This is a genomic window from Clostridium sp. chh4-2, assembly GCF_002899675.1.
Classification (GTDB): Bacteria; Bacillota; Clostridia; order Lachnospirales; family Lachnospiraceae; genus CHH4-2.
On the sequence record NZ_PKUU01000007.1, the window covers coordinates 78,993 to 93,477 of the forward strand.

Consider the following 14,485-nt stretch of genomic DNA (forward strand, 5'->3'; position numbering starts at 1 on the left):
TTACCACTTATAATACTTCACCAAAGCCTGAGTCCCCAAATCTCCCATTCCCTCTGCTTCCAGATCCTGATACATGGAAAGTATGTACTCCAGAACTCCCAGCTCGATTCCCGCTCCCTGAGCCTCCTCATCCGCAAGCTTCATATCTTTAATAAAATGTTTGATAAAGAAACCCGGATTATAATCTTCTTTCAGGACGCGCGGAGCCACATTGCTCATCTGTGCGCTTCCCGCCGCCCCTGTAGAAATGGAATCCAGCATCTGCTGTACATCCAGCCCTACATTCTTCGCATATACCATCGCTTCACAGGCGCCGCTCAACGCTCCGGCTAATGCGATCTGATTGCACATCTTGGTATGCTGTCCATTGCCCGCCTGGCCTTCATAATTGATATTCTTTCCCATTGCTTCAAATACCGGCATACACGCATCAAAAGCGTCTTTATCACCGCCCACCAATATGGTAAGCGTCCCCGCCTTAGCGCCTCCGTCGCCGCCGGTCACCGGCGCATCCAGAGAAGAAAGGCCTGCTTTTCTGGCTTCTTCATAGATTCTTATGGCTAATTTAGGGCTGCTGGTGGTCATATCGATTAAATATGCGCCTTTTTTCGCATTGGCAATGATTCCGTCATCTCCGAAATAAACTTCTTCCACATCTTTCGGATATCCGACAATGGTAATCACCACATCCTGATCTTTGGCACATTCTGAAACAGTCCCGCACCAGACAGCGCCTTCTTCGATTACATCTAAAACCTTTGACTTGGTTCTCGTATAGATGGAAACTTCAAATCCGGCCTTCATCAAGTTTCGCACCATGGATTTGCCCATAATTCCAACACCAATAAATCCGATTTTCATCATATTACTCCTTTCACCGCAAACGCCGTTTTACCACAGACAGGCATATTTGCAGCAAGATTATATTCTTTCCGTCTTAATTCTGCCTTTCCCTGTACCCGGTTTCAAAATTCACAAGATTGTCCAGCCTTGTTCCATTTAAAAATTTCTCCAGGTTTGAACCTGAAATCCGTATAATGCGCTCCAATGTCTCCTGAAGGTGATAATGGCCTGAAATGTGAGGGGTAATTATCACATTGCCTGCCTCCCACAGAGGGTGATCGGAAGGAAGTGGTTCCGGATCGGTAACATCCAGCGCGCATCCACCCAGATGACCGTCGTTCAGCACTCTGCATAAAGCATCCGTATCGATAGCGGTTCCTCTTCCAACATTAATCAGATACGCTCCTTTTTTCATGCTGCGGAGCCGGTCTTCATTAATAATCCGGTACGTTTCCGGCGTGTTTGGAAGGGAAAGGGAGATAAAATCTGCTCTCGGAATCAGCTCATCCATCTTATCATTGGTATACAGCTCATCCAGATAATCCGGCTTATCGCCCGGCTTTCTTCTGATGCCGATGGTATGGCTTCCCAAAGCCTTCATCCGTTTGGCAAATTCTCCGCCGATATCGCCAAGGCCGATTACAAGCGTGGTGGAGCCCCATATAGAAGTAACGCCGCCTTCATCTTTCCACAGATGTTTTTTCTGGTTGTCATGGTATAAATTCAATTTTTTCTGAAGCATAAGAGCAGCTCCCACCATGAATTCAGAGATGGCCAGCCCATAAGCGCCGGTCGCATTGGTAAGAAGCGTTCCCGGCTTTAAGATACCCGGTTTGCAGTACAGATCAGCGCCTGCGGAGTTCAATTGCAGCCATTCCAGCTTCTCTGCAGCAGGCAGCATCTCAGCAGGAACATTGCCAATTATAATAGAAGCATCCCTTACCTGTTCCTGGGATACATCAGAAGACTGCACATACTCAAATGCGCAGTCTTTCCCTATATTTTCAAAATATTCTTTATGACGTTCTTCTATCGGAATTGTTATCAATACTTTTCTCATCTGTTTTCAATCTCCATCACCATATCCACACGTCTCTGGTGTCTTCCGCCTTCATATTCCGCATCCAGCCACTCATCAGTTATCATCTTAGCCATCTCCACTCCAATTACACGGGCTCCAAAGGATAGGACATTGGAATTATTGTGCATTCTGGAAAGTTTGGCCGTATAAGGTTCACTACACACGCAAGCGCGGATTCCCTTCACCTTGTTTGCCGCCAATGAGATTCCCACTCCGGTTCCGCAGATCGCGATTCCTAAATCAGCTTCTCCTGATACCACCGCGCGGCCTACCTTTTCACCATAGACAGGGTAGTCACAGCTCTCATGTGAATTGGTGCCCAGATCCAGCACTTCGATCCCTTTTGACTGCAAATGTTCTTTAATTGCATCCTTCATTTCTATTGCTGTATGGTCATTTCCTATTGCTATCTTCATAACTTCCTCCATATCTACTGCTGTCTGCAATGTTTTCATCTTTTTAAACATATCATACCTGACATGTTTTATCAAGATATGGGGAGTAAGAATATTGTGATTACGTTCCTGCTTATTAATGTTCACAGCCCCGGATCGGAAGATAGATTTCGATATAATAGACCATTTTGCCTTCCGCGTTGCAGTTAATCGTATATTGGGAATAGGCTTTTCCTTCCAGTTGGAAACTGTGCTTTCCAGCCCATTCCACCGCACGTTTTAAAGCTTCCTTTCTGGGTGAACGCGTTTCTGATGTATCCACGGTAAAAATGCACCGCTTATAATCCAGACACGGCATCTCTTCCAGCTTCTTTTTCATCTTCATTTTCTTGGCAATGGATTCCCTCAGACTCAGAAATGAATAGACCGGTTTGTCATATCCTACATTTAACAGATCGTATTCTTCCATAATATTGGAAACCTCATATACGCTTTTTTCCTGGATCAGCTGAAACCATTCGTCTCTGACCTTATCCTTTTCGGTTCTCTTTTCAGACAAAATATAAAAACGCTGAAAGGGAAGAACCGAGCAGATATCCAGATAATCTTTTATATTCTGACAGCTCTGATGGCTCATCTCCAGCTTTGTCAGATAAAACTGATGTTCCCGAATGCTCTTTTTTTCCTCTTCGATCTTCTGGCTGATTAAATTCTGCATGGCCTCACAGTTATTGTGGTAAAGGATCTGTTTCACGTCATGGACGCTGAAATTCACTTTGCGGTAGTAAATAGCATCCAGAAGAAGCCATACATCGTCCGCCGTATAACAGCGGTAGCCATTTTCCGCTTTATATGGCTTAATAATCTCTTTTTCCTCATAAAATCTCAACGTATCCTGGGTCACGCCTAAAAGCCTGGCCACTTCACCAATCCGGTATTCCCGCTTCATATACTTTCTCCTTTCCCCACTTCACCGTTTATCTGCAGATTTCTTGATAACTCTTCTTTTTTTCTCAACAGCAGCGCTGCGCCGGCCACCGTCAGCTGGGATAGAGGCACTGCCAGCCAGATGCCCGTTACTCCTATAACATGCGGCAGAATCAACAGCCAGACCGCCACACCGGCCGGTTCCCCATATGCCAGAATATAAGCCTGAAGGTTCTGTCTCGTCGCATAAAAGTAAGAAGCCGTGACGCGGATAAAACTGTACGGAATCAGGCCGGCACAGAAAATCAATATCACCTTACCGTAAGTCTCCATCACCTCCGGCGATGCGCCGAACATCAGCGGCACCTCTCTTCTGAACAGATAGAGGGATGCCATGCCGGCCGCTCCGATAGCGGCCGCAAACCAATAGGCCATTGACCGATACCGGCCGCAGGACTTCACATCTCCCATTCCGAGACAGAGGCTGAAAAGGGGCTGGCTTCCATCGCCCACACCCTGTAAAAGCAGCTGGACAACCACAATCACATAGCTGATCACCGCGTAAACGGCCACCTCATGATCGCCGGCATAAACAGTCAGGCTTTTATTCATCACCAAAAGAATCAGATTTGGAGACAGGGTCAGGCCAAATGGAGACAGGCCGATCACAAGCATCCGTTTAATTCTGTCCCATTGAATCAGTCTTCCCTCCTCAGAGGCCCCGCCGCGTTTTAAAACGCTCTTTTTCAACAAGTATAACAGGCTGGTTACCGCCGTCACTCCCTGTCCCGCCGCAGTGGCGAGGGCAGCGCCGAACATCCCCATAGGTATCACTTCGATCAGCAGATAATCCAGGATCATATTGGTAAAAAAACCGGACATCATAAAAATCATAGCTAAAAATGCCCGGTCCATATTGCGCAGCACCGGAATCAGTCCCGTTCCCAAAAGCTGAAAAACAGCTCCCGTCAGAATAATCCTCAGGTAAATCCGCCCCAATTCATAGATCTCCCCGCGGGCCCCCAGCATGTGCAGAACCGGGTCTTTTACGGCGCTTCCAAGTACCGTCATGGCCGCAGCCGCAAAAAGCAGGAGCAGAAGAATTCTCTTCTGATCCTGCCTGATCTTTGCTTCACTTCCGGTTCCCTCCGATACCATCAGCACGGAACCTCCCACGCCGATTCCGGTGCCCAGCGCCTGCAAAAGCGCTGTGACCGGATAAGCGATATTGATTGCCGCGAGGCCGGGATCTCCCAGATTCCTTCCTATAAAAAATCCATCTACAATTGCATAAACGCCGGAACATGCAAATGCGAGCATAGACGGCAGAACGCATCTCCAGAAATTACCCTTTCTCATACAGCAGCCTTATTCCTTTACTATCTATTTTTCCTTTTCGTATTTATCGGTTCCCTGATAGGTTACCACACCATCTTTATCGGTGCAGTAATAATTTTCATCCGCATCCTTCACATTTTTCTTATTCTTCGCAATTGTGCCGGATGTATTTACCAGGTATTCCTTATCATTATACTCTACAACCTTTAATTTGTCTTCTTTATCCGCTTTTAATTTGCGCCCCTTGATATAAATGGAGTTCTTATGGATTCCGTTATAACCGGCGCCCTTCTTGCTTCCTGAATCCTGGAAGCTGTAAGCATACACCTCTCCATCCACTTCCAATGTGGCGTTGCCTGTTTCGATGGCGCCTGCCGGTGAATTTCCAAAATAGAATACTTCACAGCTGTCAAATTCATCCGGAAGATCTTCCTCATTTTCAATCTCCGTGCTGGACGCGATCTTTGTTGAACTGTTTTCTTCAAACTCGATCTTGAAAAGTCCTTCCAGCATCTCGCCCTTGTCGTTAAATGCGTATTTCTTGCCGTTAATAGTCTTGATCTGGCTCTTCACAAGATCGCCGTCCTTTTCCGCATAGAACCAATAAGCTTCATCATCGTTATAAGCTTCCTGATCCACATCTTCGTCCGGAACTACATAGAACCAGCCGTCCGCTCTCCAACACTGCTCAGGCAGGTTGAAATACTGATAGCTGTTGGAAGACGAAGCGTTCTGCTTGGTAGCGACCTGATACCATTCATACTGAGCTGCGCCGTATTCGTTAAATGTATAGCGCTTTCCATTGATCTTCTTTGTTTCATCATCTATTTTCTTGCCTGAACCGTTGAAATAGAACCAGTAATCCTGGTCTGAATCGTCCTCATTTTCCTCGTCTTCTACATGGATCTGCGCCCAGGAAGCAATCACCTGCGCACCATCGTCCGATTCTCCGCAGTAATAGACTCCCTCTTTCCATGCATCGTCTCCTGTCAGACGGGTGGACTCTTCATTTACCCAGCCATATAACATGCGTCCGTCGTCGTCAAACGCATATTTTCTGAGACTTCCATCCGCCTTTTTAATGGAACGGAATGTGGTTCTATCGGATGACGCCTTATAAGCCTTACCGTTGGACTGGAAATAATACCAGTATGAGTCCGGTTCGTCCTCGTCGCCGGCATCTTCATTTTCCACTTCTCTCCACTCATTCATGACCATAGCGCCCACTGAGTTTACATAAAACACATCATCATCTGATTCCACCAGAGAACTAGTCAGCATTATACCATCATCATCCAGATAAAACCAGTGACTGCCTGATTTTTTCCACTCACCGGTGACTTTACTTCCGTCTTTTTCGTAGTAAACCCAATTTTCACCTTCCTGTTTCCAGCCCTTTGTGGCTGCCATGGATGGAATAGCCACCCCTATAGAACATGCGGTCATTACACACATTGCCGCTAATATCTGCACTTGTTTTTTCACTTTTTTCCTCTCATTCCGCTGTTTAAAAACAGCCTGGATTTATCTCTGCAATCACAGATTTTTCTATGCGCGCATATCTTTTCTTCAAGACTTTTCCAGAATAAACCATGGTCAAAGACCAGGGTCAACGGTTGGGAGAAATATGTCAGAAAATAGTAAAGTTACTTACAATTTCTTACGTTTTAGCGCCAAAAAAAGCAAAAAAATACCCGGTGAAAGGCGAAGAGTGCGGTGGCCATTTCCCCGGGCAGTGATGTCCAAACACTATATTACACCTTGGAGCTGCTCCAATGTCAACTATTTTATGAATAACGTTATGAATAACGTTTAGTAGCGCTTATGCCCGAAACCGGAACTGGAAAATTCCTGCATACTGCCAAAACCCGCACGGACGGCAGAGGCCGCCGGGGCTGGGAAGCGTAACGAAAATCAAGCATTGATTAAACTTTGATATTCGTTTAAAATAGTTGGGAACCGCAATTTTGATTGTACCTGCCGCTGTCCGGCGGCGAAATGGAGGAAATAATGTTAAAAGACGATATGATTATGAAAACCGGTATTATACATATTCTGGATTCAACCATGGGCATGCCGGTGCTCTCAGACTATGAATTTGATTTAGGCTCCGACTTATGCGACTTTCTGAAAGCCCACATAGAAAAATTTACGGAAAACGACGATGTTAAGCACTGCCAGTTCTCCGAGGAATCCGAAGTCTGCGCCGCAATCCGGGAATGTACCCCGGAAAACTTTGTGGAGACCAGCAAGGTCATCGCCCAAAAGCTGTTCCAGATCATGAATTCCAATATCGCCATCCCGCCTGCCGACATGGCCATGGTGATATTCAGCTGCAAGGGAAACGATTATCTGGGCGTCTTAAAGCTCAACTATAAAACTTCCTATACCCATATCACCCAGCCGTCCGAAGACGGAAGCAACAACAACGACATCATTTTACAGCGCGCCATCCTGCCTTCCGAAGGCCAGAAATTGTCAGAGGCATTTGTAGTAAACCTGCTGGACGGCGAACTGCTGCTGACCGAGAAAAAATACGAAGTAAACGGTGAAAAACGCCTCTATTTCTCCGAACTCTTCCTGGAATGCCACGCTCCCCTCTCCCAAAAAAGCAAACTGGACATCGTAACCAAGGCGGTGGAACAGGTCAACAAAAAATATTACGGAGACGATGACGCAGAACGCAAGATGGAAACCAAAAGCGTGATCTATCAGGAACTGGAAGAAGAAGGCTGCATCCATATCGAAGCCCTCAAAGAAAAAGTCTTCAAAGACAGCCCTGAGATGCAGGAAGAATTCGTAGAAAAGATGGAAAAATACAACATGGTCACCGAAGTCGTGGAGCCCAAAAACGAACAGACCGTTAAAAAATTCCAGACCCAGTATCTGACCACCGACACCGGAATCGAAATCAAAATCCCCATGGAAGAATACGGAAACTCCGATCATGTGGAATTTATCACAAATGTAGACGGAACCATTTCCATGCTGATTAAAAATATTGGAAAATTGACTACCAGGTAGCTTTTACACCAGGTATACGCGTAAAAAACGGGCCCGGAGGTCTGCCTAAAAATGCATGTCCCGATAAACTTGTCTGAGCGGCTTCACCGCCGGATGTTCACCGGAACCTGTATTTTCAGCAAACTTCCAGGCCCTTCGTGTATCTCATATCTCTATTCTTCCAGGCATGCCCCTGAAATCAAATAATCCCAAATCCTTTAAATCCGCGCCCCTCTGCCCTGAAGCAGCAGATCCGCCACCGTAAACGCAGCCATAGTTTCCACCACAGCCACAGCTCTCGGCACCACGATCGGATCGTGACGTCCTTTTATCTCAATCTTAACATCCTCCCCATCCCTGTTCACAGTTTCCTGCTCTGAGGCAATGGAAGGGGTCGGCTTGAATGCAGCCCGGAATACGATCTCGCTTCCGTCGCTCATCCCGCCCAGAATTCCGCCGGAATGATTAGTCTTTTTGCATACCTTTCCATCCGGTCCCATATAAAATGCATCGTTATTCACAGAGCCTGTTGATCTTGCGGCGGCGAATCCGTCGCCTACCTCAAATCCCTTCACCGCTCCGATTGACATAATCGCACCTGCCAGGCTGGCGTCCAGTTTATCAAATACCGGTTCCCCGATTCCCGCCGGAACGCCTGTAATACAGCATTCCACGATTCCGCCAGCGGAATCCTTTTTCGCCATCAGTTCTTCCAGATAGGCTTCCGCTTCCCTGGCGGCCTGAGCATCCGGCATATATAAACGGTTATTCCCGGCTTCTTCCATAGAAAAGCGTTCCATCTGAATCTCCACAGGGCCGATGGACTTGGTATATGCGTTCACTTCGATTCCATAATGTCCAAGAAGCCTGCATGCCACAGCTCCGGCGGCCACACGGCCAATGGTTTCCCTTCCGGAAGAGCGCCCGCCTCCCCGGTAATCGCGAAAGCCGTATTTGGCATCGAATCCATAGTCCGCATGTCCCGGACGGTATACGTTCATAATATTACCGTAATCGTGAGAACGCTGGTCCTGGTTTCTTATCATCATAGAGATCGGCGTGCCGGTAGTCTTTCCTTCAAAAATTCCGGAAAGGATCTCCACCCGGTCGCCCTCCTGGCGCATGGTCGTAAACTTGCTCTGTCCCGGTTTTCTCCTGTCCAGATATCTCTGTATATCCTCTTCGCTGAGCGAAAGCCCGGCCGGGCATCCGTCAACCACCACTCCCACTCCCTTACCATGGGATTCTCCCCATGTGGTCATGGTAAGCAGCTTTCCAAATGTCGATCCTGCCATGCTTTAATCCCCTACCTTTACGATCACACAGCTGTTCGGCTCGTTAACGCGGATCGGATTCGCACTCATAACAAGAAGCCCTTTTTCATAGTCCACATGGAAAAATGTGATGCTTCCGCTTTCATGATTAACCACCGCAATATGCCGGTTGTCCGGAAATACAGCGATATCCTTTGGATAATCCCCGCTGATCGGAAGACAGCAGAGCAGGGAAAGAAGTCCCGTTTCCTTATCTCTCTTATAAACGCTGACCGTATTGTCGCCGGCATTGCCGCAGTACATGTAGCTCTGATCCCCGTCATTGGAAAAACGCATGGAACATGCTGCCGTCAGTTCGCTGAGTTTCTTATCTCCCACCGTGGAAATGGTCTGAATCTTTTCAATTACAGGCGTTCTCTCTCCGGTTTCATACGTAAATACTTCGATCACATTTTTAAGTTCATACATCAGATAGAAGAACTTGCCATCATCGCTGAAACGGAAACATCTGGGCGCAGACTCCCTCTCACAGCGGATCGCGTCCACCAAAAACATCCGTCTCTCCTTCTGGTCAAACCGGTAGATCTTAACCTGGTCGATTCCCAGATCAGCCACCATCACATATTTACCGTCCGGAGTAAGGCGGGTGCAGCTGACATGAGGGCGGAAATTACGCTCTGCCACACTGCCAAGACCCTTATGAAATACGCCGGTCACAATATTTCCCACCGATCCGTCTTTGTTGAGATCCAGAATCGTGGCCTTTCCGTCATGATAGCCTGAGACAAAGATGTACTTATCATCCTTATCCGTAGACAGGTGGCATCCTCTCATTCCCTTAATATTAGCGCTGTTTAATCGGGTAATGCTCCCGTTTTCATGTATCTTAAATGAAACGACTCCTTCATCTGCAATCGAATACAGGGTTTTGCAGTCACTGGATGGAATCACATAAGAGGAGTTGTCCACCTCCATCTCACACCGCGGAATAAACACTCCCTTTTCCACATCCACATCGTATACCGTAATTCCCTTTGCCTTTCCTGTGTAGGAATAGGAGCCTACATAGGCCATGTATTTACCTTTCATACTGAAATGTCCTCCTCAAAATACTGCAATTTTTAAGTTAAAGATATCATATCACACAATCATTGAAAAATCTATTGACAGTACAGGATTTTTCAGTATAATGAATCTTGTCGTTTGTTTATTATTACTAAACTTTAAGTTAAATATATCGTAATCATTCAATGCGTCATAATTATGGGCACAAATCCATTGAACAGTTACGGTATATCCTATAAAAGGTGAGAGGGAGGTATGCATGGATATCGGGGCTAAGGTTAAAGAACTTCGAACGCTCAAAGGTCTTACCCAGGAAGAACTGGCGGACCGGGCCGAATTATCAAAAGGATTTATCTCACAGTTGGAAAGAGACTTAACATCGCCATCGATCGCCACCCTGATGGACATCTTACAGTGTCTCGGAACCACCTTGGGAGAATTTTTTAACGAAACTGCCGAGGAACAGATCGTCTTCGGAAAACAGGATTATTTTGAAAAATACGATGCTGAATTAAAGAATGAAATCAAGTGGATTATACCCAATGCACAGAAAAATATGATGGAACCGATTATGTTAACATTAGAGGCGGGCGGTTCCACCTATCCTGACAACCCACATGAAGGGGAAGAATTCGGTTATATTCTTCAGGGAAGCATATCTATCCACATCGGAAGCAAAATATATAAAGCAAAACGAGGAGAATCCTTCTATTTTACTCCCGACAAAAAGCATTATCTTACCAGCAAAACCGGCGCTTCGCTGATTTGGGTCAGCTCACCGCCAAGCTTTTAATCACACACTTCAGGAGGATAAACCATGGGTCAGCCATTGATTGATTTAGTAAATATTACGAAAAGTTTCGACGGTACCGTTGTTCTGGACGATCTCAATCTGTCAGTTAAAGAAAACGAGTTTGTCACATTATTAGGCCCAAGCGGATGCGGCAAAACCACAACTCTCAGGATCATCGGCGGTTTCGAGACTGCCGACACCGGAAAAGTGATTTTTGACGGCCAGGATATCAGCAGGATTCCGCCCAACAAACGCCAGCTGAACACCGTATTTCAGAAATATGCCCTTTTTACACATATGAACATCGCCGAAAACATCGCGTTCGGCCTTAAAATTAAAAATAAACCAAAAGCTTACATTCAGGATAAGATAAAATACGCGCTGAAACTTGTGAATTTAGACGGATTTGAAAACCGAAGCGTGGATTCCCTCAGCGGCGGCCAGCAGCAGCGTATCGCCATCGCGCGGGCGATCGTCAACGAGCCCAGAGTTCTTCTTTTAGACGAACCGTTAGGCGCTCTGGACCTAAAGCTCCGCCAGGATATGCAGTATGAGCTGATCCGTTTGAAAAATGAACTCGGAATCACCTTTATCTACGTTACCCATGACCAGGAAGAAGCCCTTACCATGTCGGACACCATCGTAGTCATGAACCAGGGCTACATTCAGCAGATGGGTTCGCCGGAACAGATTTACAATGAACCGGAAAATGCTTTCGTAGCCGATTTCATCGGCGAAAGCAATATCGTTCCCGGCCTGATGCTCCACGATGAACTGGTGGAAATCTTCGGCGCCAAATTCCCCTGCGTGGACAAAGGATTTGGAAACCGCAAGCCGGTGGACGTGGTAATCCGCCCGGAAGACATCGATCTCGTGGAACCGGAAGCCGGCACTTTAAAAGGCGTCTGCACCCATTTGATCTTTAAAGGCGTCCATTATGAGATGGAAGTAACCACTCCGGATGGATTTGAATGGCTCGTTCACAGCACAGACATGTGCCCGGTTGGAAAAGAAGTTGGTATTCATGTTGATCCGTTTGACATTCAGATCATGAATAAACCGGCTTCCGAAGATGAAGAGGCGGTGGGTGTGAATGAATAAAAAACTGTTAGCAGGACCGTACCTTCTGTGGATGACTGCATTTACCCTCATCCCGCTGGCCCTCATCGTATATTACGGCATGACCGATAAAACAGGGGCATTTACCTTGTCCAACATCATCGCCATCACCACCGCAGAGCACGCGAAAGCCCTCTGGCTGTCCCTGGGCTTATCCCTGTTCAGCACCATCGTGTGCCTGATCATGGCCTATCCGCTGGCTATGATCCTCAGAAACCGGGGCGTCAATCAGGGAAGTTTCGTGGTATTTATATTCATCCTGCCCATGTGGATGAATTTCCTGCTGCGCACCCTGGCATGGCAGACACTGCTTGAGAAAAATGGAGTGATCAACGGAATCTTATCCACACTCCATCTTCCCACCCAATCACTTATCAACACTCCGGGAGCCATTATCCTGGGCATGGTGTATAACTTCCTGCCGTTTATGGTTCTCCCGATTTACAATGTTCTCTGTAAAATTGATGACAACACCATCAACGCGGCAAAGGACCTGGGCGCTAATTCGGTGCAGACATTTTTCCGCATCTGGCTCCCGCTCAGCGTTCCGGGAATCATCAGCGGAATCACCATGGTATTCGTTCCCGCGCTGACCACCTTCGTCATCTCCAATTTGCTGGGCGGCAGCAAGATCCTGCTGATCGGCAATGTGATCGAACAGGAATTTACAAAAGGAAGCAACTGGCATCTGGGCTCCGGCCTTTCCTTAGTGCTTATGGTATTCATCTTAATCAGCATGGCGCTGATCGCCAAATATGATAAAAATGGGGAGGGGACATCATTCTAATGACAAAGATAAGAAGAAACTTACAGAAAATATGGCAGAATTTTTATCTGGCCCTCATATTAATTTTCCTGTACGCCCCCATTGCAACCATGATGGTGCTGTCCTTTAATAAATCAAAATCCCGAACACAGTGGGGCGGTTTTACCCTGCAGTGGTACACCCAGATGTTCGAAAGCCGCAATATCATGGACGCACTTTCCAACACTCTGGTGATCGCCGTGCTCTCCGCGCTGATCGCAACCATAATCGGCACCGTAGCGGCAATTGCGATCAACAGTATGACGCGCACACCCAAAACGATCATTATGGGAATCACCAATATTCCCATGCTGAACGCGGAGATCGTAACCGGTATTTCCCTGATGCTGACTTTTATCGCATTCGGAATATCCCTTGGTTTTAAAACCATTTTGATCTCCCATATAACATTTAACATTCCATACGTTATTCTGAATGTCATGCCAAAATTAAAACAGACCGACCGCTATACCTATGAAGCCGCCCTGGATCTGGGCGCGGCGCCGCTGCCGGCATTTTTCAAGGTGGTATTCCCGGATATTCTGCCGGGCGTGCTTTCCGGTTTCCTCATGGCATTCACCATGTCTCTGGATGATTTCATCATCACCCATTTCACCAGAGGCGCGGGAATCAATACCTTATCGACCCTGATTTACAGTGAAGTACGGCGCGGAATTAAACCGTCCATGTATTCTCTGTCCACGGTCATTTTCCTGACCGTACTGGTACTGCTGATTATTGTCAACTTTAAATCCAATAACAACAGCCGCCGCCACACTGCATAGACCGCTTTCCGAAGGGATGCGAATTATTATGAAAAAACAGCTTAAACTTATCCTATGCCTGTCAGCGGTTCTGCTTGGTATTATCTGTGCCGCCCTTATTTTGTTTTTTACCAGTCCAAAACAGCGGCTAGGCAGACAGATGACATTGGGAGCAAAGTATCTGACTGAGAATAATTACGAAGAGGCGGTTATCGCCTTCACAGCCGCTATCGAAATCGCACCAAGGGCGGCAGAAGCTTATATAGGTCGTGCAGAAGCCTACATGGGCCTGGCCGCTGCCCCGGAAAACACTTCCACGGCAGGGCCGGAACAATGGTATGCCGATGCAGAGAATGACTATCTGACTGCTCTCTCTATTGATGAATCCATCGGAGAGGCTTACTACAAACTGGCCGGCTTATACACAGACCAGAGCCGTTTGGATGACCTTATCCACATTTTAAGAGATGGTTATAACGCTACGGGGGATGAGGGTTTCCGGAAACAGCTGGATGAACTGGATAAACCGGCCGGAGATGATATCGTCCAATGGAGCGACCCGGTTATGGAAAAAATGGTGCGGGAAGCTATCAATATCGAGAGCGGCCCGGTTTATGTAAAAGACTTGGACAGTATATGGTCCTTGGATATTCTTGGGGACCGGTACATCTTTATAAGCAAGAGACCTGAAAATAATACCACAGAAAGCGAATCCAACAGCAATTGGGGCTATCGCATCCTCTCCCGGGCATCAGCCGGTGACGATAACAGTTGGAAGCTGGAGGCGTTTTTTTCCCTTTCCGAAGACTCTGAAGAGATCACCGTAAAGGGTAATATCCAAAATATAGATTCTCTCTGGTATTTTCGTGATTTACAGACCGTGCAAATAATAGCCAACCACATTTCCGACGTTTCGGTACTGAAACGCTTGAATCTGATCAGTGCTAATTTCTGGGCTAATGATATCACAGATACCAGTTTACTGGAGCAATATAACGCTTTCAAACACAATCCCGAACAGTTTGTAGAAATCGGAGATATTATGTCTTCCTCTAAAAATTAAAGTCTAACACCACAC

The 14,485-nt window shown here is 46.7% G+C and carries 14 protein-coding genes; 6 read left to right on the forward strand and 8 right to left on the reverse strand.

What is annotated here, in order from left to right:
• From C0033_RS09220 to C0033_RS09245, 6 genes are all read right to left on the reverse strand, one after another.
• The gene (locus C0033_RS09220; RefSeq protein WP_103227569.1) at positions 1-864 is read right to left on the reverse strand and encodes an NAD(P)-dependent oxidoreductase; all 864 of its coding nucleotides are present in this window, start codon (positions 862-864) and stop codon (positions 1-3) included.
• A gap of 73 nt (positions 865-937) precedes the next feature.
• Entirely contained in the window at positions 938-1,903 is a 966-nt protein-coding gene (locus C0033_RS09225; protein ID WP_103227570.1) for a D-2-hydroxyacid dehydrogenase, read from the reverse strand.
• Positions 1,900-2,340, reverse strand: a complete 441-nt coding sequence (gene rpiB, locus C0033_RS09230; protein WP_103227719.1) for a ribose 5-phosphate isomerase B — start codon at positions 2,338-2,340, stop codon at positions 1,900-1,902. The genes C0033_RS09225 and rpiB overlap by 4 nt, the downstream gene beginning before the upstream one ends.
• Before the next feature lie 115 nt (positions 2,341-2,455).
• Positions 2,456-3,268 carry a MerR family transcriptional regulator gene (locus C0033_RS09235; protein ID WP_103227571.1) on the reverse strand — a complete coding sequence of 271 codons (813 nt, stop codon included), beginning with the start codon at positions 3,266-3,268 and terminating at the stop codon, positions 2,456-2,458.
• Positions 3,265-4,605, reverse strand: a complete 1,341-nt coding sequence (locus C0033_RS09240; protein WP_103227572.1) for an MATE family efflux transporter — start codon at positions 4,603-4,605, stop codon at positions 3,265-3,267. Before C0033_RS09240 ends, C0033_RS09235 begins: the two co-directional genes overlap by 4 nt.
• 24 nt (positions 4,606-4,629) lie before the next feature.
• Positions 4,630-6,069, reverse strand: a complete 1,440-nt coding sequence (locus C0033_RS09245; RefSeq protein ID WP_347501069.1) for a cell wall-binding protein — start codon at positions 6,067-6,069, stop codon at positions 4,630-4,632.
• Between the two features lie 525 nt (positions 6,070-6,594).
• Between C0033_RS09245 and C0033_RS09250 the strand changes: the two genes are divergently transcribed.
• On the forward strand, positions 6,595-7,608 hold the full coding sequence (locus tag C0033_RS09250; protein WP_103227573.1) for a nucleoid-associated protein: 1,014 nt from the start codon (positions 6,595-6,597) through the stop codon (positions 7,606-7,608).
• 197 nt (positions 7,609-7,805) lie between these two features.
• Here C0033_RS09250 and aroC read toward each other — a convergent pair whose 3' ends face one another.
• Positions 7,806-8,882 (reverse strand): chorismate synthase, encoded by a 1,077-nt coding sequence (aroC, locus tag C0033_RS09255; RefSeq protein ID WP_103227574.1) that lies wholly within the window; start codon positions 8,880-8,882, stop codon positions 7,806-7,808.
• 3 nt (positions 8,883-8,885) lie between these two features.
• Positions 8,886-9,950, reverse strand: a complete 1,065-nt coding sequence (locus tag C0033_RS09260) for a beta-propeller fold lactonase family protein (protein WP_103227575.1) — start codon at positions 9,948-9,950, stop codon at positions 8,886-8,888.
• Between the two features lie 235 nt (positions 9,951-10,185).
• Between C0033_RS09260 and C0033_RS09265 the strand changes: the two genes are divergently transcribed.
• Genes C0033_RS09265 through C0033_RS09285 form a run of 5 tightly spaced genes read left to right on the forward strand, consistent with a single transcriptional unit; the run spans position 10,186 to position 14,470 of the window.
• Positions 10,186-10,719, forward strand: coding sequence for a helix-turn-helix domain-containing protein (locus tag C0033_RS09265; RefSeq protein ID WP_103227576.1), 534 nt, complete (start codon positions 10,186-10,188; stop codon positions 10,717-10,719).
• 24 nt (positions 10,720-10,743) lie between these two features.
• Positions 10,744-11,820: an ABC transporter ATP-binding protein gene (locus C0033_RS09270; RefSeq protein ID WP_103227577.1), complete on the forward strand. Its 1,077-nt coding sequence runs from the start codon at positions 10,744-10,746 to the stop codon at positions 11,818-11,820.
• On the forward strand, positions 11,813-12,625 hold the full coding sequence (locus tag C0033_RS09275) for an ABC transporter permease (protein ID WP_103227578.1): 813 nt from the start codon (positions 11,813-11,815) through the stop codon (positions 12,623-12,625). The genes C0033_RS09270 and C0033_RS09275 overlap by 8 nt, the downstream gene beginning before the upstream one ends.
• Positions 12,625-13,428, forward strand: a complete 804-nt coding sequence (locus tag C0033_RS09280) for an ABC transporter permease (RefSeq protein WP_103227579.1) — start codon at positions 12,625-12,627, stop codon at positions 13,426-13,428. The genes C0033_RS09275 and C0033_RS09280 overlap by 1 nt, the downstream gene beginning before the upstream one ends.
• 28 nt (positions 13,429-13,456) lie before the next feature.
• A complete protein-coding gene (locus C0033_RS09285) occupies positions 13,457-14,470 on the forward strand; it encodes a hypothetical protein (RefSeq protein ID WP_103227580.1) in 1,014 nt (337 codons plus the stop codon).
• The last annotated feature ends 15 nt before the right edge of the window (positions 14,471-14,485 follow it).

Excerpts from the sequence above, each read along its gene's own strand:
- rpiB (WP_103227719.1), bottom strand. The coding sequence starts at position 2,340 with ATGAAGATAGCAATAGGAAATGACCATACAGCAATAGAAATGAAGGAT.
- C0033_RS09280 (WP_103227579.1), top strand. The coding sequence starts at position 12,625 with ATGACAAAGATAAGAAGAAACTTACAGAAAATATGGCAGAATTTTTAT.
- aroC (WP_103227574.1), bottom strand. The coding sequence starts at position 8,882 with ATGGCAGGATCGACATTTGGAAAGCTGCTTACCATGACCACATGGGGA.
- C0033_RS09260 (WP_103227575.1), bottom strand. The coding sequence starts at position 9,950 with ATGAAAGGTAAATACATGGCCTATGTAGGCTCCTATTCCTACACAGGA.
- C0033_RS09225 (WP_103227570.1), bottom strand. The coding sequence starts at position 1,903 with ATGAGAAAAGTATTGATAACAATTCCGATAGAAGAACGTCATAAAGAA.
- C0033_RS09235 (WP_103227571.1), bottom strand. The coding sequence starts at position 3,268 with ATGAAGCGGGAATACCGGATTGGTGAAGTGGCCAGGCTTTTAGGCGTG.
- C0033_RS09270 (WP_103227577.1), top strand. The coding sequence starts at position 10,744 with ATGGGTCAGCCATTGATTGATTTAGTAAATATTACGAAAAGTTTCGAC.
- C0033_RS09220 (WP_103227569.1), bottom strand. The coding sequence starts at position 864 with ATGATGAAAATCGGATTTATTGGTGTTGGAATTATGGGCAAATCCATG.
- C0033_RS09250 (WP_103227573.1), top strand. The coding sequence starts at position 6,595 with ATGTTAAAAGACGATATGATTATGAAAACCGGTATTATACATATTCTG.
- C0033_RS09285 (WP_103227580.1), top strand. The coding sequence starts at position 13,457 with ATGAAAAAACAGCTTAAACTTATCCTATGCCTGTCAGCGGTTCTGCTT.
- C0033_RS09240 (WP_103227572.1), bottom strand. The coding sequence starts at position 4,605 with ATGAGAAAGGGTAATTTCTGGAGATGCGTTCTGCCGTCTATGCTCGCA.
- C0033_RS09275 (WP_103227578.1), top strand. The coding sequence starts at position 11,813 with ATGAATAAAAAACTGTTAGCAGGACCGTACCTTCTGTGGATGACTGCA.
- C0033_RS09265 (WP_103227576.1), top strand. The coding sequence starts at position 10,186 with ATGGATATCGGGGCTAAGGTTAAAGAACTTCGAACGCTCAAAGGTCTT.